The sequence below is a fragment of the Lapidilactobacillus gannanensis genome, from assembly GCF_003946675.1.
GTDB classification, from domain to species: Bacteria; Bacillota; Bacilli; order Lactobacillales; family Lactobacillaceae; genus Lapidilactobacillus; species Lapidilactobacillus gannanensis.
This window is the reverse complement of sequence record NZ_RHOT01000013.1, coordinates 17,773-38,066: the sequence shown is the minus strand read 5'-3', so window position 1 is coordinate 38,066 and position 20,294 is coordinate 17,773. Positions and strand designations below refer to the sequence as shown.

Here is a 20,294-nt window from a genome sequence, read left to right as displayed (position 1 = left end):
CTAACATTCAATCAGTCAGCTTGCCGCCGTTGGTAAATTAAGGCCACCACATACGCGACCACTTCAATTAAGGCAATAAAGAAGGTTACTGGCCAATTAGTCACATAAGCCAGCCAGAGACCCAGCCAGACGCCCAGAATAGCCATGACAACTGAAATAATCAACAATTGCTTCATACTATGTCCCAAGGCTTTAGCAATTGCCGCCGGGATGGTCATTAAAATAAACACCAGCATTGAACCAACAATTTGTGCCCCAACGCTGACACTAACAGCCAATAAAATTAAAAAGATAATACTGATTATCCCAGTTTTAACGCCATTAGCACTGGCGCCAACGCTATCGAAGGAATCAAATTGCAGTGGTCGGAAAATCAGCCAAATTGTTAGCAGGACGATTAGCGACAAAATCACTAATTGCCAAACACCATTAATACTGATTCCCACAATACTACCAAATAAAATATCGGTCGCATAACTAGAACTTTGATTAGCTAAGGCTAAAAAGAGAATGCCTGAGCCAATAAACAGTGATGAAACTGCACTAATTGTCGATTCACGTCGAGCACGTTCCACCGAAAGGCCGCTGATCAAGGTACTACTGGCAATCGTGAATAAAAGCATACCTAATAATGGCGAGATTCCTAAGAAAGCCCCAAAAGCAGCACCAGCAAAGCCAATTTCAGATAACATATGTGTTAAAAATGACAGCTGCCGGGCAACAACAAATACGCCAACAACACCACAAGTTAAGGCAATGAAAGTACTCGCTACAAAGGCGTGGCGCATAAATGCAAAAGCAAACATTAAATTCGCACTCCTTTCAAACTATCAGCATTAACTTCTTTGCTTGACCCCGTAGCCAGCGTTTCATCTGTAATCAATAAATAACGATCAGTATAACGTGCTGTTAATTCCAAATCATGACTAACAAATAATAATGCCATATTGCGCTGTGTCACTACTTTGACTACTAAATCCATCATGGCTTTTTTAGCATCAACGTCCATGCTGGCGGTAGCTTCATCTAGAATCAATAATTCTGGATCAGCTAATAAGGCTTGGGCCAAATACGCTCGTTGTCGCTCGCCACCGGAAGTTAACGTGATGGGCCGATCTTTAATGGCTGTTAAATCTGTTAATGCTAAAACATCGGCAACTCTTTTTTTCTCATTAGCGGTTAGCCAAGGTCGCCAACTTAGGCCAACATTTAGTGCAACAAAACTAGCAATTGATAAAGGCGCATCAGCATCAATATTGCGAAATTGTGGCACATAGCCAATTTTTAATTTAGCTTGACCACCTGGTGATTTTTTAGTTACTGTTCCTGCTGTAGGTGCCAGTAATCCTAACAAGATTTTGACTAAAGTTGTTTTGCCGGCACCATTATGCCCAATTAAACTGATTTTTTCACCAGCGTGAATGGTAAAATTTAAATCATTAAAAACTGTTTTACTGCCAAAATCCATCGTTAAATGTGCTGCCGTTAAAATTGGTTCGGTCATAATTACCCCTATTCTTGCCCCAAATGAGCCGTTATTCGTTGTAATTCTGTTAATTCACTTGCCATCCACGTGAGATACGTTTTATGTTTGGGCAATGTTTCAGTCACTTGTAAAACTGGGACGTCATTTTTCTGAGCACGCGTTACTAAGTCCGTCACTAATGCGCTGCTGACTTGTTTATTAACCACTAAGCAGGCCACTTGTTGTTGATCCAGTTGTTGCTGCATTTTTTGCAAGTCAGCCGGTTTGGGATCAGCCCCGTCTTCAATATTCTGAGCAAATTCAGAATTAACCACTTTCATCCCAATACTAGCCAACACGTAATTGAAAACCGGCTCGGTGATCATCACCTTTTTACCTTGCAACCGTTGTTTCAATTCTGCTTCCTGGTGCTGTAACGTTAGCAATTGTTTTAAATAGCGTTGCCCATTTTTTTCAAATATTGCTTTATTCTCTGGTTGGATTTTACTAAAAGTTGTCACTAGTTGGCGCGTCACTTTAGGCATTACTTTAAAGTCGTACCAAAGATGTTCGTTCCCGCCTTCTGGTAATTTGACAATATCACTTGCCACATTAAGTAGCTTTTGTTGGTTATCATCAGCTTTAACCAATTTTTGTAGCCAAGCATCATAGCCCGCACCGTTCATTAACGCCACATCAGCCTGAGCGACTTTTTTGGCATCATTAGTTGTTGGCGTATAGTCATGAGGGTCGACACTAGGCGAATTGATCAAGCTAGTAACCTGACCATGACGTCCTAAGATTGCGCGCGCTGGTTCCCCGTAAAAATCCAGCGAAGTCACAACCTGAATTTTGGTCGCTGATTTAGTTGGTGTTTGTTGTTGGCAAGCCACTAAAATAACAATGCCAACAATTAAGATCAATAAATAGCTAAGTTTCTTCTTCATTACGTCCTCCTTACTATTTAACAGTCTACTAATTGCCAAAAATATGGTCAAATGTTCATAGGTGCATACTTTCTTATGAGACGCTTACATCGCCTCATTTTCTAATACTCAATGCTTATTAATCCCAGTGTAGCGGTCTTATCGTCATTTATAAAAAAATTTGCTCAAAGCGTTGACTTTAGCAATTATTGACCCACTGAACTAGCCCACTGCCCTCAAACACGCCCTTTGCCATTGCAATATCAGCAGTGAAAGTTCATTTCACTGCTGGCAAAAAGACAGCACTCCCAGCCACTAAAAGAGTCTGGAACATAAACCTATTCTCCAAAAGCAATCCGAACTTTCGTTGCTAAAATGTGCTCTCAAAAGGCAACCGGTTGCACTTAACGCAAAAATGCCGAGCAATTCTAACGAATTGTTCGGCATTTTACGTTAATGCTCACCGGCTGACCGACTTTGGTCACACGCTATTTTTAGTGCGATTAAACTCAGGTACTTTGCAAATGAGCATGTCACAACTCAAGTGCCCAAGTTCCGTTAATTTTTAGCGAAAGAGCTGCCATCACAGCCGCCAGAAACTACTTTCCTAAGTAAGTTTCCTTAGCTTGTGCCCAATCAATTGTCTTGCCCGCTCGTAATTGTTGGGCCAAAAACAAGGTTTGATCAGCAATGATACTTTGGGCATCAATCACGTGATAAGGGTGATCAGGTGCTTTCTCCTGAGCTAAGGATAGTTCCGTACAGCCCAGCACAATGACATTAACACCAAAATCATCGTGCATTTTTTTAAGAATCCGATGATACAATTCATGATCAACAATATTTTTCTCTTTAATGTCTTGATAAATCAATTCATTGACCATTGGTTGAATTGTCGCATCTCCAAATTCAACAGCAAAGCCAGCCCGTTTAATTTCATTTTCATAAACATGGTCAGCAATCGTACCAGCTGTCGCAATTAAACCAATTTTTTTCTCAGCCGGATAATGTTGTTGCAAGTAGCTGATTGCAGTACGTGGCATGTGTAATAAAGGAATTTCTGTCAGAGCTTGTAACTCATTGTAAAAATAATGGGCCGTGTTACAAACCATTACAAAAAATTCAGGCTGCAATAAACTTTGTTGCAACAAATCTTCTTTCAACTCTGGGAAGAAATTTGGTTGCGCATGATCCAGGATGTAACTGGTGCGATCAGGAACTGTTGCATGATTAACTAATAGATAATTTAAATAATCTTGGTCACGATGGGCAGGTGTCCGCTGATTTAACAGCCGTAAGTAACTTTCTGTGGCCATCGTGCCCATACCACCAATAATTGTAAAGAAATCTTTCATAACTTAGCCTCGTAATTTAGCGACGACATCTTTAGCCACAACCATATCGGTTGGCCAAGGTGTATTAACGCCCCGTACTTTCTGTTCGGCATCAGAACCCTTACCAGCCAAAACAACAATGTCACCTGGCTGACTTTCTTTGATTGCCAGCTCGATTGCTTTGGCGCGATCCAATTCAACGGTAACTTCAACCTTGTTAGGATCAATGCCGGCAATGATTTGATCAGCAATATCTTGTGGCTCCTCAAATCCAGGATCATCATTAGTAATGAAAGCACGCTGAGCCAATTGGTTTAAGGCCTTTGCAAAGCCCTCGCGTCGAGAAACTCCTTTATCACCAGGGCTCCCAACAACCACAATAATATGCGGCTGATGATATTCTTTTTTAAAGAACGACAGTAACGCGACCATGCTGGCATAGTTATGAGCGTAGTCAACGTAAACGCGGCCATGATTGGGTACATCAAGTTTCTCCATCCGTCCAGGGATTTGCACGTTAGCAATGCCTTTAGCGGTGTCAGGATAAGTTGCGCCTGCCAAACCTGCACCAATAATAGCCGCACACGCGTTACTTTCATTGTAATCACCGATTAATTCCAGTTCATATTCACCAGTAATTTTTAATTGCTCGGCCTTTAAAGTACCCGCCTCTAACTTGAAACGACTCTTCGCCAAATCAGCCTCCTGAGAAGCAAATCGGAAATCAATATCGATGCCAGCAGGTGCTTGATAATCTGCTGAAGCAAATAAATAAATACTATCTGGTGAAGTTGTGGTGGTGGCAGCAGCGTAAACTTCTTGGAAATAATCAGTTTCTGCGTTGATCACACATTTACGTGCATTAACTAATAATTGTAATTTGCAATGTAAATAGTCTGCAAAAGTAGGATGCTCATTGGGGCCAATATGATCAGGCGTAATATTTAAGAAAAAGCCCACATCATAAGTTAAACCAAAAACACGATTCTTCTTGTAAGCTTGCGAAGATACTTCCATCACCAAGTGGGTCATCCCATTATCAACAGCCTGCCGCATATCATGGAATAAGTCCAAAGATTCTGGTGTTGTTAAGTCTGACAAGAATTGTTCTTCCGGCTTAGGTCCCACCACCCGCTCAACAGTTGAGAACATTGCCGTTCGATTATTAGTCACCGGATTTAAAATACCGCGTGTAAAATAAGCTGACGTGGTTTTACCTTTGGTGCCAGTATACGCCACCACAAATAAATCATCTTGGGGATAGTCATAAAAAGCAGCCGCTAACAATGACATCGCCTTGCGAATATTACGAACGATCAAGGCATGCATCCCGTTGCCTTCTGCATAAGGTTGTTCGGACACATAAACAGTTGCGCCATTATTCTTAGCCATTTGTAAATAAATGGGACGGAATTTAGCACCCTTGCAGAAAAAGATCCCATTTTCGGCAACCTTTCGGGAATCATAAGTCGCACTGGTGAATTTCTGTGACAAATTATCTTGAATCGCACTACTTTTCAGCAAGTGGTGCTCTTTTAAAATCAAAATACAAGCTTCTAAGGTTAGCCCCATAATCTAACTCCCTTTTTGGTCAGGTTCTGGATTTGACGACAAAAATTAGCTCGCCAATCAAACAGAATCTGCAATCATTCATTAATTATACCACGAGCATACCGCCACCCGCAGCGGGTAACAAATCAATCATTTGTTAAACAAACCAGTAATATTCTGCCAAACCTTTTCCCACCAAGTCAAAGCTGTTACGCCTGACTTAGCCAGAACATTTACCTTAATACTATTGGCTCCTTGTAAAAAGCCGGCACCAACTTCTGGTAAATTAATCGTTCCTAGCTGGTCATACTTGGCAATTGGTGCTGCCTGACTAGCATCACCTTTAGTTAATTTGAAGTCTAATTGTTTAGCTGTCGTACTCTTAGGTAAGTAAAGCTTAACTGTCTTATCTGGCACGACGGCAACTGTTTTTTGTTTACTATTAGTGACTTTAACCGCCGCTAAATGCGAACTAGTTTTCTTAGCTTGGAAAAGTGCCACTTGATGCCAATTCTGATAAATACTGTTCATCAAGGCAGCTGTTGCAGTAAACCGTTTAGCTTGGTCGTCAGCATTACCGTCAGCATGTAACACGACTGTAATGATTCGGAAACCATCCTTCTTAACAGTTCCGACAAAACAATCGCCGGCTTGATCAGAAGTCCCCGTTTTAATACCATCCACTGGTAAATCTTTTTGCGCAGCAGATTCACCTGGTAATAGTAAATTCCAAGTTGGGTAAGTTGTGCCATGGAAGTCAATGCTGGTTTTACGACTCGTTTCCAAGAATTCTGGGAACTCAGTTAATAAATGTTGCGCCACCATTGCCACATCTCGCGCCGACATTTTGTTTTCAGCATCAGCCGCCGTGCCAGCGTAACGATCATCGCTTAAATATGAATTATTTAAGCCACTCACATTAACGATTTCGTAATTTTTGGCGCCCCATTTTTCTAACTGTGCCCGCATTGCATCAACAAAAGCTGATTGGCTGCCACTAACTGCCTCAGCCAAAGCCATGATGGCAGCATTGGCCGAATAAATCGTGCTGGCCTCATATAATTCCTTGACAGTATAACTTTTATCAGTCTCTAATGGAATATTTGATAAATCCATGTTTTGACTTAATGTCACAATTTTAGCTGAAGGCTTAATTTCTTGCGTCCAGGTCAGCTTGCCATCCTTAACTGCCTGCAGAACCAAATATAGCGACAAGCTTTTCGACATTGAGGCAATTGGTAAAGAAGTATCAATATCCTTCGCTGCCAAAATTTGACCATTATCAGCAGCAACGGCAATCCCTGCTTTGGCAGCAATTGTTGTCGCCGGTGCCTCGATTTTTGTAGTTGCTGCTTGACTATTGCCTCCAGCAACACTGCCAAAACCGACAATAAAACTAACTAACAGGACTAAAACGGCCCCTAATTTCGTACGTTGACCTTTCATTTGTTTCCTCCATTAATTGATTCTTGATCAGTTGCTTTTAATTCAGGGCGTTTCTCTGTCACATCAACTGGCAAAATGATGGTAAAGGTGGTTTCTTCACTAGTAGACGTGGCATAAATCTCGCCGCCATGTAACTTAACAATACTTTGGGCAATTGCCAAGCCCAAACCAGAACCACCAGTTGTCACTGAACGTGATCCCTCAACGCGATAGAAACGTTCAAAGATATTCTGTAGATCTTCCTCAGGAATTGGTGACCCATCATTGCTAACTGTCACAACTACTTCGGATTTTTCTACATGGGCATCTAGCGTGATTCTCGTCGCATTCTTCCCATATTTAAAAGCATTCGTAATTAGATTACTGAACACGCGCACCAGTTTGCTTGAATCAGCAGTCATAATAATCGGACGCTTCGTAACTGCCACTTCAATAAACATTTGCCGCTTCTGGGCCTCTAATTCGAAATCAGCCGACAACTGTTCCAGCATTGAAACTAAATCAAACTGATGTAACTGCAATTGGGCATGAGATTGTTGTACCTTCGTAAATTCAAATAGATCTTCAACCAAAGCCTTCATTTGCTTCGTTTTCTCATAAGCAATATGATTGTAGTGCAGCAAATCAGCTTGATCCTTATACTGCCCATTCTCGATCAGTCCTAGATAACCAATAATCGAGGTTAGCGGGGTACGAATATCATGACTAACATTGGTGATCAGTTCGTCTTTGCTCACTTCGATTTTACGTTCTTCGGCCATTGAACTAACCGTACTATCAACTAATGCATTAATACTATCAATAACATTACTGAGAGAACTATTAACTTGTAAATTAATTCGGTGATCCAAATGGCCATCAGTAATATAATGCAATTCTGCTACAATATGTCGCATTTGCATCTGTCGATAACGCCGATGCAAGCGCCAATACACCACGATCACATTCATGATTCCCAGCAAAGCTAGAAAAATCCATTCCCAACTCCAAAAGTGCCAAGGGCCAATCGTGATGGCCGATTTAATTTGGTAAATACCGTCATTTAGTTCTTGGTTGGAGCTAATGGCTTGATTGATGATGACGACCACGGCAAAGTCCATTAATAATAATAAACCAACCGTGACGACACCCTCAAAAAAGAGCTCCCATTTCTCACTGGTTTTTAAGACAACTGGATGTGGTTCCATTAGGCGTTCACCTTATACCCAACTCCCCAGATTGTCTCAATTACTTTCTCACCACCAGTAGCTTCTTCAATTTTATCCCGCAAATGACTGACATGGACCATCACAGTCTTGGCGGAAACAATACTTTCTTGCTGCCAGACCCGTTCAAAAATCTCATCAGCAGAAAAAACGCGATTGGGGTGACTAGCAAGCAAATAAAGAATGCCAAACTCCAACGCTGTTAATTGAATCTGGACATGATTTAGCGTCGTAACCTCGTGTGAATCTTTATTGATCGTCAAAGGCCCTACTTCCAGACTATCTGGCTCCTCTTTCGTCATTTGAGCATTAGCCCGCCGCAACAATGACTTAACTCGTGCCATAACTTCCAGAGGATTAAACGGCTTCGATACATAATCATCAGCACCCGTAATCAAACCTTGGATTTTATCCATATCGGTAGTTTTAGCAGACACCACAATAATCGGAATGTCTGACTCTTTCCGGACTTCCTTAATGACATCAATTCCCGACATATTTGGCATCATAATATCCAAAATCATTAATTTAACATCAGGATTGGTCACTAACTTAGTCAAAGCCTCTTTACCAGTAAAAGCAGTTAGTGGTTCGTAACCTTCGTTCTTGGCATAGATACTTAATAATTCAACGATTTCTTTATCATCATCAACAATTAAAATTTTCATTATTCATCATCCTCATCCGCAAGAAATTCATTAACGCGGTCAACTGGCACAAACAATCGGTAGCCTCATAGAAACACTTATACAAATAACATTGTATCAAAGCCGCAATTAAATTTCTTTAAAGATTGAAGAAAAACTCAAGTTATCAGCATTGTTGTGTAAATTGCCACGGCCAATTGGCATTTTAATGACTAATTTCAGTGACTAGTCTAAATTGACAAAAATAACCTGTGCGATCATCTCGGTTTTCGCCAGAGAAGTGTCACACAGGTTGACTTGTTAATTCAATTTTTTCTGAATAGCATTGTCCGCCAAAAGACTAGCGAATGACTAAGACCGAAATTGGTGAGTGCTTAACCATATAAGCCGCTTCACTACCTATCTGCGTCATGTCGGCTTCTTTTTTGGACTTGGCACCAATAATCAATAAATCTGGTTTAACTTGTGGGATAACTTCTTTGACAATTGCCGGTCCTGGCTGACCATCAACAATCAGCGTGGCAACCTGCTGAACACCGCGGTCTTCAGCAGCATGGCGATATTCTTCCATACTGATTTCTAAGGCACGATGTTGCGTTTGAACATAGTTATCATCTAAATCCTGATAAACGTTCAGCGCGTCTTCATCCCAAACTGAAACAATCGTCAAACCTAAATGCTGTTCTTGCGCATAATGAACCGCATAGTCAAAAGCTACAGCAGAATACTCAGAGCCATCAACACCAACTAATACTTTCTTGAAGTAAACACCTTTGCTTGCTACTATTGCCATTGTTTTATCCCCCTTGCAGTCATTTCAGACCCAATTAGAACAAACCTCTGATTGATTCCCAGACAATTTGTGCGTTCAGCACCGTTAAGCCGATTGTACAAATCCAAGCCAGAATTGTAACCCACTTATGGTTAACGAAACGTTCACCCATGATTTTCTTAGAGCCGGTGAAAATAGTCAACGGAATCATCGAAATAGGTAATGCAATTGACAAGAAGACCTGTGAATTAACCAGTAATGCATCCAAGGCTGATTCCTTGCCGCGATAAATAATAGCGCAAATCAAAACCGGAATAACTGAAATAATCCGTGTCACCATCCGCCGAGCCCACAATGGCATCTTCATGTGGACGAAGCCTTCCATGACAACTTGACCTGTTAAAGTACCAGTAATTGTTGAGTTCTGCCCAGAAGCTAGCAGTGCCACGGCAAAAAGTACCGACAAAACTGGTGATGCAACTGAACCAGCCATTTTAGGATCTTGCAGCGCGTTGTATAAATTACCAAAAGTGCCTAACTGTGAGGTATCCTTACCAAAGAATAACGCTGCACCAACCAGCAATAACAAACTATTAACGACAAAAGCAGCCGTTAATTGAATATTTGAATCCCAAGTTGTGTACTTAATTGCTTTGGCCACATCAGCTTCATTACTGCGGTCAAATTCACGAGTTTGGGCAATTGATGAGTGCAAGTATAAATTATGTGGCATAACAGTTGCCCCAACAATCCCTAAAGCCATGTGCAACTGTCCTGGTTCAAAAATTTCTTTTCGTGGTACTAAATTAGCAAAAGCCGCCGCCATATCAGGCTGTGCTAATGCAACTTGATAAATAAAGACAACTAAGATAACTAAAATCAAAGTAACAACAATTGCTTCGATCTTACGAAAACCTAATTTGGTTAATAATAAGAGCACGAAAACGTCAAGTACCGTTAAGGCGACACCGACCATTAAAGGAATGCCAAATAATAATTTCAAAGAAATCGCACCACCAATGACCTCAGCAATATCTGTGGCCATGATGGCTAATTCAGTTGTAATCCAAAGAACAAACCCTAATTTCTTACCTGTGTGTGCACGTGTGGCTTGTGCTAAGTCCATGCGCGTCACAATCCCAAGTTTAGCTGCCATGTATTGTAACAACATCGCAATTAAACTTGATATTAAGATGACGGACATTAGCAAGTAGCCATATTCAGCCCCACCACCGATTGATGTTACCCAGTTACCTGGATCCATGTAGCCAACGGCGATTAATGCGCCCGGTCCTGAAAACGCCAGTAAGTTTTTCCAAAAATTACCACCCTTGGGAATTTCGACGGTACCGTTGATCTCTTCTAGACTTGGCCCATTTGCGTATTCAATTAGCTTATGATGCTCCGTGTGTTGATTTGATTCTGACATGCTCTCCAATCCCTTCTTTTCATTAACTCCTGTCCTATATTGTACACTACTTTTAAATAATGTGAGGATAAAATTTAGGACGGCCAAACCTGACATTTTCAGAAAAATATCATTTACTGATTTTTGGATGAAATCTAGCAAGATTAGCCTAATTAGTTGTTCAAAACTGTTGATTTAATTAGTTATTTTTGCCGCGATCATTAATCGCATTATTTTCCCATAAAAAAACTATCCACTGGCATCATAAACCAGCAGATAGTTTTAGTCTTAATAGATTACTTCGACAACGACAATAAGTTGTCTAGTTGCTAAACATTTATTCATTTGAATCAGCACTTATTCTGTAACTACTATTAGTTACCAACACTGTAATTAGGTGCTTCTTTGGTAATTTGAACATCATGCGGATGTGATTCCCGTAAACCAGCACCAGTAATTCTGACAAATTGGGCATTATCATTTAACGCCTTAATTGTTGGTGCACCAACGTAACCCATTCCAGAACGAAGACCACCGACCATTTGATAAATAACATCTGCCAAAGGTCCCTTGTAAGCGACCCGGCCTTCAATTCCTTCAGGTACTAATTTATCAGCTTCATTCACACCAGATTGGAAATAACGATCAGATGAACCATGAGACATAGCTGCCAATGACCCCATCCCACGATAGGTCTTAAAACGACGGCCTTGGAAAATTTCGAATTCACCAGGTGCTTCATCAGTACCAGCTAACATACTCCCCAGCATTACTGCTGAACCACCGGCAGCTAATGCTTTAACAATATCGCCAGAGAACTTGATCCCACCGTCAGCAATGATTGCCTTGCCACGTTTGCGTGCCTCTGAAGCAGCATCATAGATTGCCGTAATCTGCGGTACACCAACACCAGCAACAATTCGGGTGGTACAAATTGAACCAGGGCCAATTCCCACTTTTACAACGTCAACACCGGCATCAAATAACGCTGCTGTTCCTTCAGCAGTCGCAACATTACCAGCAATCAAAGTTTGGTCAGGAAAAGCGGCCCGAATTTCACTGATTTTACGTAGTACCCCAGCTGAATGACCATGAGCAGTATCAATAATGATTGCATCCGCACCAGCATCAAATAACGCTTGTGCTCGTTCAAAAGTATCAGAAGTCACACCAACAGCTGCGGCCACCAATAAACGGCCATGACTATCCTTGGCAGAGTTAGGATATTGTTTAACATTTTCAATATCTTTAATGGTAATTAAGCCACTTAAACGACCAGCCTCATCAACTAACGGTAATTTTTCAATCCGATGTTGTTGTAAAATACGTTCAGCTTCTTCAAGTGAAGTCCCCTTCTTGGCTGTCACTAAAGCATCATCAGTCATGACTTCAGCTACAGGTGAAGCCCAATCAGTTACAAACCGTAAATCACGGTTAGTGACGATACCAATTAACGTCAAATCCGCTTTTGATTTGACCACAGGCACACCACTAATTCGGTAGCGACGCATTAATTTTTCAGCTTCACTAACAGGTTGCTCTGGGGTAATAAAAAACGGATCAGAGATAACGCCACTTTCAGAACGTTTAACCTTACGGACCTCATCAGCTTGCTGCTCAATACTCATATTCTTATGAATAACACCAAGTCCACCTTGGCGAGCCATGGCAATTGCAAGACCAGCTTCAGTAACGGTATCCATGCTAGCACTGAGAATTGGGACGTTTAGGTGTAAGTTTGCGGCTAAATCAACTGATAAATCAACATCATGTGGTAAAACATGACTTTCCGCCGGGATTAATAACACATCATCAAACGTTAAGCCTTCTTTTGCAAATTTTGTTTCCCAATTACTCATTACAACAGCCTCCAGAAATTATTTTTATCTTTTAAGTTAGCATAGTCAGCAAGTCAGGTCAATGGCCTTATGAATAATAAGTTTAAAATGTCGGTCTTAACCGATTAAAAAACAAAGTTTAGCGGCGCTAGAAGCTAAGGCAGAATTGGGTCTGACTGTATTGCGGCTGCTTGTTGTAGAACGGTGCCGGCGTTGATTTTGGTTAACTACAGACCCAAGTTCAAAAACACAAAAACCTAATGAAAGTTTTTAAAATGGAATTGGTTCTGACTGCATTCCGGGCTGCGGGTTGTGGAACGCGGCCGGGATTGATTTGAGCTTATTGCTACGCAACAATCTCAAATACAACCCTTTGCCTAACTGCTAAAGCAGTAAGACAAATTTGGCTGCTACTCGCAAGCTCGGGCGCAAATAAAAACCATTGGCTGACAACCCGGTCTCTCCATTTCGTCTGGAGTTAAGTTAGTGATCTTCACTGTTGTGAGTGTTTAAGGCAGTTCTAGTAAGATTGACCAACTTAGTTCATTCAGCAATAATAGTTGAATAGTTAGACCAAAATAGCCTGTGTGATACCTTTCGATTTTATCTCGAAAGATTGTCACACAAGCTTTGTAGTTCACTGCAATCTGATTTTCTTACAGTGGTGCTCAATTCTGTTAGTTTCATCTGGTGGTTGCTGGGCGATTGGCGTCAGGTAAGGGGCTTTCTTTGCGTACGAGCGATTTTGCGAGAAGCAGTGAAATTATTCTTAACGGTTTACCGTTTAGAATAAGGCTTGTATTTAAGATTTTTCGTAGAAAAAGCTTAAATCAATGCCCACGCCGTTCCACGCCCAAAAAATCGCCCAGCAACCACCTTCTTAAATTGGGAAAGACTTGGCACCAGTCTAAGAACCGTTGCACAATCAGCACTAGGCATATTTTTGGGACTATCGTTTCTTTTAGCGTAAGATGTGCTCATCTTAAATAGTCGCAATGACTAGCTAATCTAGTCAAGTAGAGGAAGGAGCTGTTTTACAATGATGCACATGATGGGGTATTACAGTTGGGGTGGCATGCTTTTCTGGTCAGTTCTACTTTTAGTTGTGATTGTTTTATTAGTTATCGCTGTGATTTACCTACTTTGGAAAATCGATCATTTAAGCAAACAGATTTTTGAGTTGGAACAGCAGCGGCATCATGATGAGCACTGACTTGTTTCATTTCAACGCAAAAACACGAGCGTCTGGGACATCAGCTATTGGGATAAAATAAAACTGAACTTTGATCGCTGAAACGTGTTTGCAGAAGGTAATCGGTTCTGCTTAACGCAAAAATAACGAGCAATTCGCTAGCGAATTGCTCGTTATTTTACGTTAATACTCACCGGCTGATCGCCGTTTGTCACGTTCGTATTTTTAAATTTATTATTGTCAATTAGTTACTAAGTTTACATCAAACGACCTTTGATGTGATAGTGACGTCGGAATAAGTAACGGCCACCATAAGCTAAAACTGCTAATATGAAGTAACCATAAGCTGGTAAAATTGGATTCAATGCTGGGGTAACAACGGTCATAAAGCTAATCAAGACCATGACCGCAAACACACCAACTACTGAGAGTAAAATTACCCGCCAAAGTGGTTGCTTCTTCTTTTTATCGTCAGCTTCTGCAGCTTGATCATCAGCTGCGGTTTTATTCTTGTTACGACGAGCATCCATATTATCAGTAAACCACGTCAATAAGAAACCAAAAGCAATTGACATCACAATCAAAGTACCTAATCCTGAATTAGCCGCAGAATTGGTTTGTTTCTTCATGAATAGCCCCATGACGCCAAAGACAGCCGCCAAAATTACTAAGTACAGCAGGGACCAGTCAACTGAACGCATCCAATATTTTAAAGTAATTGGTTTAGCTGGAGCATGGATAATGTTTTCTACTTTAACTGTTGGTGCACCGTACAATTGATTGGCTGGCTTCCCAGTGCGTTGTGCTTTAATGATTTCTGGTAAAAAGCCATTAATTTTTGCATCAGCATCTTCTGGGGTATACCCAGCCTCGACTAATAATTTATGCATTTTAAAAACGTAATCAACGTTTTTATTAGTCAGTTCAGCACGTAGCTCTTCAGTCGACATCGTTGCTATCTCTTTGAAGGTAACTTGCCGAGCACGACTTTTTGCCTGTTGGGCACTGGCCTTCTTATTACGTTCTGCGTTAGAAACGGCCGTTGCTTCAGTTGACGCTGCATCAGCCGTCTTTGATTCGGATTCAGAAGTTGGCTGTTCATCAGTTACCGCTGACTCGTCAGTTGCAGCTGTTGTTTTTTGTTGTTTTTCTTCGTTAGATTCCACTAAAAAATCGCTCCCTGTTAAATTTTTCTGAGATTAGACATTGAATCGGAATTCAATAATGTCACCATCTTGAACCACATATTCCTTACCTTCAGAACGTAAACGACCAGCTTCGCGAACTGCCTGCATGCTGCCGTAATGATCCAAATCAGCAAAAGAGACTGTTTCGGCACGGATAAAGCCTCGTTCGAAGTCGGAATGAATGATGCCGGCAACTTGTGGCGCCTTCATCCCGCGTTTGAATGTCCAAGCTCGAGTTTCCTTGCCACCAGCGGTGAAGAATGTCGCCAAGCCTAAGAGTGAATATGATGCCTGGATTAAACGATCCAATCCGGATTCACTAACGCCTTCAGCAGCCAAGAAATCTTTTTTGTCGTCATCATCTAACTCGGCAATCTCTTCTTCAGTTTTGGCCGAAATGCCTAATGCTTGTGCGCCTTCTTTTTGAGCGTAGTCGCGAACAACTTGATAATATTGATCACTATCTGGATCAGCCATTGATTCTTCCGCAATATTAGCAACATATAAAACTGGTTTGGCTGTTAATAAGAAAAGTCCCTTAACAATTTTAGCTTGGTCTTCATCAAATTCTAACGACCGTACTGGCTGACCGTCTTCAAGTGCTGGCTTGATCTTATCAAGTACTTCTAACTCAGCAACTGCTTCTTTATCACGGGTTCGGGCAACTTTCTTCACACGTTCATAACGCTTGTTGATACTGTCTAAGTCAGCCAGAACCAATTCCAAATTAATCGTTTCAATGTCATCTAGCGGATCGACCGTTCCAGTCACACTAGTGATTTCGTCATCAGCGAAAGCACGCACCACATGAATAATGGCATCCACTTGGCGAATATTCTCCAAGAATTTATTTCCTAAACCTTCGCCCTTACTTGCGCCTTTAACAATACCGGCGATATCTGTAAATTCAAAAGTTGTATGAATAATTTTCTTAGCGGGAATCAATTCGTCAATTCGTGCTAAACGTTTGTCAGGAACTTCAACCATCCCTACGTTGGGATCAATCGTGGCAAATGGATAATTTGCCATTTCGGCTCCTGCTTTAGTAATCGCGTTGAAAAGAGTTGACTTCCCAACGTTAGGTAATCCAACAATACCAGCTGTTAATGACATGATAAACTTCCTTTGTTAGTTATTTGGGCGCTTAATTTCTGTTAAGGGTAAATATTCTGATTCTTGACTTGCATCAACTTCCGCTGCCAGCTGCAAAACTTTTTTCAGTTTTTTAGTGAAGTCACGCCGCGGTAGCATAACAATATGCCCACAGCCTAAGCAGCGAATCTTGATGTCTGCACCTAAGCGAATAATTTCCCAACGATTAGCCCCACAAGCATGAGGTTTTTTCATTTGTACAATATCACCTAAAGCAAACATTCAATCACCTCATTCTAATCCAAATGCAGATGCATCATTTCTAGAATTCGATTCAAATCATCTGTTGAAGCATAATTGATTTCGATTTTTCCAGCACCTTTTTTATTGCTATCAATTTTGACTTTGGTACCTAACTGATCAACTAAAGCATTTTCTGTGGCCACAATAAACGGTGACTTTGGCTGCCGTTGCTTAGCTGCTTTAGGTTTATCAGTGTTTAACTGCAGCACTAATTGTTCTAACTGCCGCACAGTTAAATTGTCGGCCAAGGCTTTCTTAGCCACTTGATCAATTTGTTCTTTATGTTTCAGGCTCAATAGTGTCCGCGCTTGTCCCATCGATAATTGACCAGCTTGTAAATATTTCTTTGTTTGTTCTGGTAGTGTCAATAATCGCAAATAATTGGCAATATACGGCCGACTTTTACCAATGCGCTCAGAAACTTCTTCCTGAGTTAGCGCTAATTTTTTAATTAACGTCTGATATGCTTCGGCTTCTTCCAAGGGCGTCAAATCTTCCCGTTGTAAGTTCTCCAGCACAGCAATTTCCATCATTTGGGTTTCATCAATTTGCCGCACAATCGCGGGAATTGTTTGCTTGCCTGCTATTTTACTAGCACGAAAACGACGCTCACCAGCAATGATTTCGTAACCATTAATACTTTTACGTAAAATAATTGGCTGGAAGACACCACTTTGCTTAATTGAATTAGCCAATTCTTGCAGTGCTTCTTCGTCAAAAGTTTTGCGTGGTTGATAAGGATTAGGCCGGATTTCATCAAGCGGTAACTCTTCAACGGCCTCTTTATCGGTACTTAAGGCATCATAGTCAGAGAAAATCGCATCAATACCTCGGCCTAAGCCCTTTGAATTTTTATTGGTCGCCATTAGCCTTCATAACCTCCTTTGCTAAGGAAATATAGACTTCTGCTCCTCGTGACTTAGGATCATAATCAATAATTGGCAGGCCATAACTTGGTGCCTCAGCTAGCCGCGTAATTCGGGGAATGACCGTATGATAAACCCGTTCTCGGAAAGTTTTACGAACTTCTTCAATAACTTCAGCACCAAGATTAGTCCGAGCATCATACATTGTCAGTAAGACGCCCTCAATATCTAAATGATCATTAAAATGTTTTTGAACCAAACGGACAGTATTAAGTAATTGACTTAAGCCTTCCAAAGCATAGTACTCACTTTGAACTGGGATAATAATTGAATCACTTGCGGTGAATGCATTGATTGAAAGTTGCCCTAATGATGGTGGGCAATCAATCAAGATATAGTCATACTGATCTTTTACCTCACGCAACCCAGCCTCAAGTCTTTGCTCCCGAGCCATTTGCGAGGTTAACTCAATTTCTGCACCAGCTAATTGAATCGTTGCTGGCACCACATCTAAGTTGACTCTTTTAGTGTGATAAGTGGCCACTTTAACTGGCAATTCATTGATCAACACATCGTAAACATCTTTAGAAACATCTGATTTCTTAATACCCAAGCCACTAGTAGCGTTACCTTGAGGATCAATATCAACAATTAGCACTCGTTTGCCGGCTTGGTTTAAGCAGGCCCCAAGATTGATTGTGGTTGTGGTTTTGCCAACCCCACCTTTTTGATTAGCAATCGAAATAATTTTAACCATTTAGTTCTCCTCTTTAGGTGCCGACGAGGGTTTTGCTGCAGTCGGCGCTTCCGTAACATGGACTGTAATTGAAATTTGATAAACATCATTGGTCAGATGATCTTGCACCTCAACTTGTGCACCACTGGCTTCAATTAACTGAATTGATTTTTTTAATGTATTCTTGGCCAAGCGTAAATCCGGATGACCTGAATGTTGCTGCTTAGTCTGTGGCTTAGTCGGTTTTGCTACTTGCTTAGGAGCGGCTGTGGCCTGACTTAAACGTTTGATTAAATCATCAGTCTGGGTAACTGTCAAATTATCCGTCAAAATTTGTTTTAGCACGATGGCCTGATTAGTAGCATCTAGCTTCAAAAGAGCGCGACCATGACGTGCTGAAATTTTACCATTAACTAAAGCGTTTAAAGCCTCATCAGGCAACTTTAGCAAGCGTAATTTGTTGGCAATATAGGATTGACTTTTTCCAACACGATCAGCCAATTGTCCTTGAGTCAACTCACTATTTTGTAATAAGTTTTGATAAGCTCGTGCCTCATCAACGGGATTCAAATCTTCACGCTGTAAATTTTCGATTACGGCCATTTCTGCAGATTCTTGCTCATCCATTTGATCAATAATTGCTGGAATCTTCCGCCACCCTAAGGCTTGCACTGCCCGAAAGCGACGCTCACCAGCAATAATTTCATAATGATCTGGCTCATATTGCCGTAGAACAATCGGCTGTAACAAGCCATGTGCGGCAATCGTATCTGCTAATTCACTGATTGATTCATTACTGAATTGTTTCCGTGGCTGTTGGCGATTAGGCACGATTTGTTTTAAGTCAACTTCCTGAACTTGCCGAGTAATCTTTGCCGGTTGGTCCGGGTCAGTTTCTGATGACACTGTCGGTGGTACGGTCGCCGCAGCAACGGTCGAATTTGTTTTTTTCTTGCGACTAAAGAACGGCATAGTTTGCTCCCCTAACTTCAATTAACATTAAATACGATCAAGCAACGGCGCCTTACTAATGGTACCTGGCTTCCGTGGATAGGTCTTCGGTGTTTCTTTGGTTTTCTTAATCACCATGATGGTCCGTGGATCTTCAGTAATTGGTAACGTTAATTGTTGCACTGTCTCAACTTTACCACCTAAGGTTTTAATCGCATAATCAGCCTCGGCTAATTCCTGCTCACCTTTACTGCTCTTCATCGCGATAAAGTAGCCGCCCTTTTTCACTAATGGCAAACACAGCTCAGCTAGAACCGGCATACTGGCAACAGCACGCGCAGTTACCACATCATAACTCTGCCGATGTGACGACCGTTTACTACCGAAATCCTCAGCCCGACTATGGTAAAAAGCCACTTGCTCTAAATTAAGTTTAGCAGCTAGGTCTTGCAAAAACCGAATACGCTTATTCAGCGAATCAACAATACTAACTTGTAATTGGGGAAAAGCAAGTTTAACTGGTAATGAAGGAAAACCGGCACCAGCACCTACATCCAATAGCGACAAGGCTTCAGTCTGTAACTGCGGGAACACCATGGCTAAGGTCAATGAGTCATAGAAATGTTTTAAATAAACCTCAGCTTCAGCAGTAATTGCTGTTAAATTAAGATGTTCATTGGTGGCAACTAGAAATTGATAGTAGTCAGCAAACTGTTGCATCTGGGTCGCTGACAAATTGATTTGTTGCTGCGCCAAAACTGCTTGAAATTCATCTGGTAACATTTACTCGCCTCACTTTCCGTGAAACATAGTTTTGTTTCACACACTCCCTTTTACTTTACCGAAAATAGCGTTATTTTGCAATATGTTATAGGAAATAATTGCCTTTACTCTTGGCAAGTGCGACGTTCTAAAACCTAGTGAAGTTTTTAAACAGCATTGCGTCTGACGCCATTACAGGCCTACTGGTTGTGGGACGCTGCGGCCGCAATGGCGTTGGCCGCTATTCGACTAAAAAACCACCGGCCACTATAGCTTAAATAGCATAAATGTGTTGCGTAGCCTAACTCTTTCCGCTTAACGCAAATTAAGTCAAAATTGCTAAAGCAATTATTGCCTTAATTCGGTTAATGCTCAAGAGTTGACCAGGCTACTCCACAACATAATCGTGTTCAAGGTGACAAATGGCTATGCCTAACTTAATTATTTGTTCGATCGGTTGCACCGCTCAAGCAAATAATTGAAGTTAGGCTACGCCAAAAGACCGTCACCTTTCACAACATACAACAAAAACACCACTTCTGGGCGGGAAGTGGTGTGGGTTTCATTTACTTTGGAGGAGTAAAATGAAAAAGTAATGAAGAAAATTAGCAAT

The 20,294-nt window shown here is 41.2% G+C and carries 19 protein-coding genes; 1 reads left to right on the top strand and 18 read right to left on the bottom strand.

Annotation, left to right across the window (positions count from 1 at the left end):
• Positions 1–11: 11 nt before the first annotated feature.
• From EKM81_RS05110 to guaB, 11 genes are all read right to left on the bottom strand, one after another.
• Entirely contained in the window at positions 12–806 is a 795-nt protein-coding gene (locus tag EKM81_RS05110) for a metal ABC transporter permease (RefSeq protein ID WP_125649351.1), read from the bottom strand.
• A complete protein-coding gene (locus EKM81_RS05105) occupies positions 806–1,504 on the bottom strand; it encodes a metal ABC transporter ATP-binding protein (protein WP_125649348.1) in 699 nt (232 codons plus the stop codon). Before EKM81_RS05105 ends, EKM81_RS05110 begins: the two co-directional genes overlap by 1 nt.
• An 8-nt stretch (positions 1,505–1,512) precedes the next feature.
• Positions 1,513–2,412: a metal ABC transporter solute-binding protein, Zn/Mn family gene (locus tag EKM81_RS05100; RefSeq protein ID WP_125649345.1), complete on the bottom strand. Its 900-nt coding sequence runs from the start codon at positions 2,410–2,412 to the stop codon at positions 1,513–1,515.
• A 578-nt stretch (positions 2,413–2,990) separates the two neighbouring features.
• On the bottom strand, positions 2,991–3,746 hold the full coding sequence (locus EKM81_RS05095) for an amino acid racemase (protein WP_125649342.1): 756 nt from the start codon (positions 3,744–3,746) through the stop codon (positions 2,991–2,993).
• Between the two features lie 3 nt (positions 3,747–3,749).
• Positions 3,750–5,297: a UDP-N-acetylmuramoyl-L-alanyl-D-glutamate--2,6-diaminopimelate ligase gene (locus tag EKM81_RS05090; protein ID WP_125649339.1), complete on the bottom strand. Its 1,548-nt coding sequence runs from the start codon at positions 5,295–5,297 to the stop codon at positions 3,750–3,752.
• A 129-nt stretch (positions 5,298–5,426) separates the two neighbouring features.
• A complete protein-coding gene (locus tag EKM81_RS05085; protein ID WP_125649336.1) occupies positions 5,427–6,722 on the bottom strand; it encodes a serine hydrolase in 1,296 nt (431 codons plus the stop codon).
• Positions 6,719–7,909, bottom strand: coding sequence for a sensor histidine kinase (locus EKM81_RS05080; protein WP_125649333.1), 1,191 nt, complete (start codon positions 7,907–7,909; stop codon positions 6,719–6,721). The genes EKM81_RS05085 and EKM81_RS05080 overlap by 4 nt, the downstream gene beginning before the upstream one ends.
• Positions 7,909–8,595 (bottom strand): response regulator transcription factor, encoded by a 687-nt coding sequence (locus tag EKM81_RS05075; RefSeq protein WP_125649329.1) that lies wholly within the window; start codon positions 8,593–8,595, stop codon positions 7,909–7,911. Before EKM81_RS05075 ends, EKM81_RS05080 begins: the two co-directional genes overlap by 1 nt.
• Positions 8,596–8,914: 319 nt before the next feature.
• Positions 8,915–9,367 carry a universal stress protein gene (locus EKM81_RS05070; protein WP_125649326.1) on the bottom strand — a complete coding sequence of 151 codons (453 nt, stop codon included), beginning with the start codon at positions 9,365–9,367 and terminating at the stop codon, positions 8,915–8,917.
• Positions 9,368–9,401: 34 nt separating this feature from the next.
• Positions 9,402–10,775 carry an Nramp family divalent metal transporter gene (locus EKM81_RS05065; RefSeq protein ID WP_125649322.1) on the bottom strand — a complete coding sequence of 458 codons (1,374 nt, stop codon included), beginning with the start codon at positions 10,773–10,775 and terminating at the stop codon, positions 9,402–9,404.
• A 353-nt stretch (positions 10,776–11,128) separates the two neighbouring features.
• On the bottom strand, positions 11,129–12,613 hold the full coding sequence (gene guaB, locus EKM81_RS05060; protein ID WP_125649320.1) for an IMP dehydrogenase: 1,485 nt from the start codon (positions 12,611–12,613) through the stop codon (positions 11,129–11,131).
• A gap of 1,018 nt (positions 12,614–13,631) precedes the next feature.
• Here guaB and EKM81_RS11155 point away from each other — a divergent pair.
• The gene (locus EKM81_RS11155) at positions 13,632–13,805 is read left to right on the top strand and encodes a hypothetical protein (RefSeq protein WP_164509213.1); all 174 of its coding nucleotides are present in this window, start codon (positions 13,632–13,634) and stop codon (positions 13,803–13,805) included.
• 236 nt (positions 13,806–14,041) lie between these two features.
• Here EKM81_RS11155 and EKM81_RS05055 read toward each other — a convergent pair whose 3' ends face one another.
• Genes EKM81_RS05055 through rsmG form a run of 7 tightly spaced genes read right to left on the bottom strand, consistent with a single transcriptional unit; the run spans position 14,042 to position 19,702 of the window.
• Positions 14,042–14,950: a DUF1129 family protein gene (locus EKM81_RS05055; protein ID WP_125649316.1), complete on the bottom strand. Its 909-nt coding sequence runs from the start codon at positions 14,948–14,950 to the stop codon at positions 14,042–14,044.
• Between the two features lie 33 nt (positions 14,951–14,983).
• The gene (ychF, locus tag EKM81_RS05050; protein ID WP_125649313.1) at positions 14,984–16,084 is read right to left on the bottom strand and encodes a redox-regulated ATPase YchF; all 1,101 of its coding nucleotides are present in this window, start codon (positions 16,082–16,084) and stop codon (positions 14,984–14,986) included.
• A 15-nt stretch (positions 16,085–16,099) separates the two neighbouring features.
• The gene (locus EKM81_RS05045; RefSeq protein ID WP_125649310.1) at positions 16,100–16,345 is read right to left on the bottom strand and encodes a DUF951 domain-containing protein; all 246 of its coding nucleotides are present in this window, start codon (positions 16,343–16,345) and stop codon (positions 16,100–16,102) included.
• Between the two features lie 14 nt (positions 16,346–16,359).
• Positions 16,360–17,232, bottom strand: coding sequence for a ParB/RepB/Spo0J family partition protein (locus EKM81_RS05040; protein ID WP_125649306.1), 873 nt, complete (start codon positions 17,230–17,232; stop codon positions 16,360–16,362).
• Positions 17,219–17,989 carry a ParA family protein gene (locus EKM81_RS05035; RefSeq protein ID WP_125649303.1) on the bottom strand — a complete coding sequence of 257 codons (771 nt, stop codon included), beginning with the start codon at positions 17,987–17,989 and terminating at the stop codon, positions 17,219–17,221. The genes EKM81_RS05040 and EKM81_RS05035 overlap by 14 nt, the downstream gene beginning before the upstream one ends.
• Positions 17,990–18,940: a nucleoid occlusion protein gene (gene noc, locus EKM81_RS05030; RefSeq protein ID WP_125649300.1), complete on the bottom strand. Its 951-nt coding sequence runs from the start codon at positions 18,938–18,940 to the stop codon at positions 17,990–17,992. It abuts the gene before it with no gap.
• A 27-nt stretch (positions 18,941–18,967) separates the two neighbouring features.
• The gene (gene rsmG / locus EKM81_RS05025) at positions 18,968–19,702 is read right to left on the bottom strand and encodes a 16S rRNA (guanine(527)-N(7))-methyltransferase RsmG (protein ID WP_125649297.1); all 735 of its coding nucleotides are present in this window, start codon (positions 19,700–19,702) and stop codon (positions 18,968–18,970) included.
• Positions 19,703–20,294: the final 592 nt, after the last annotated feature.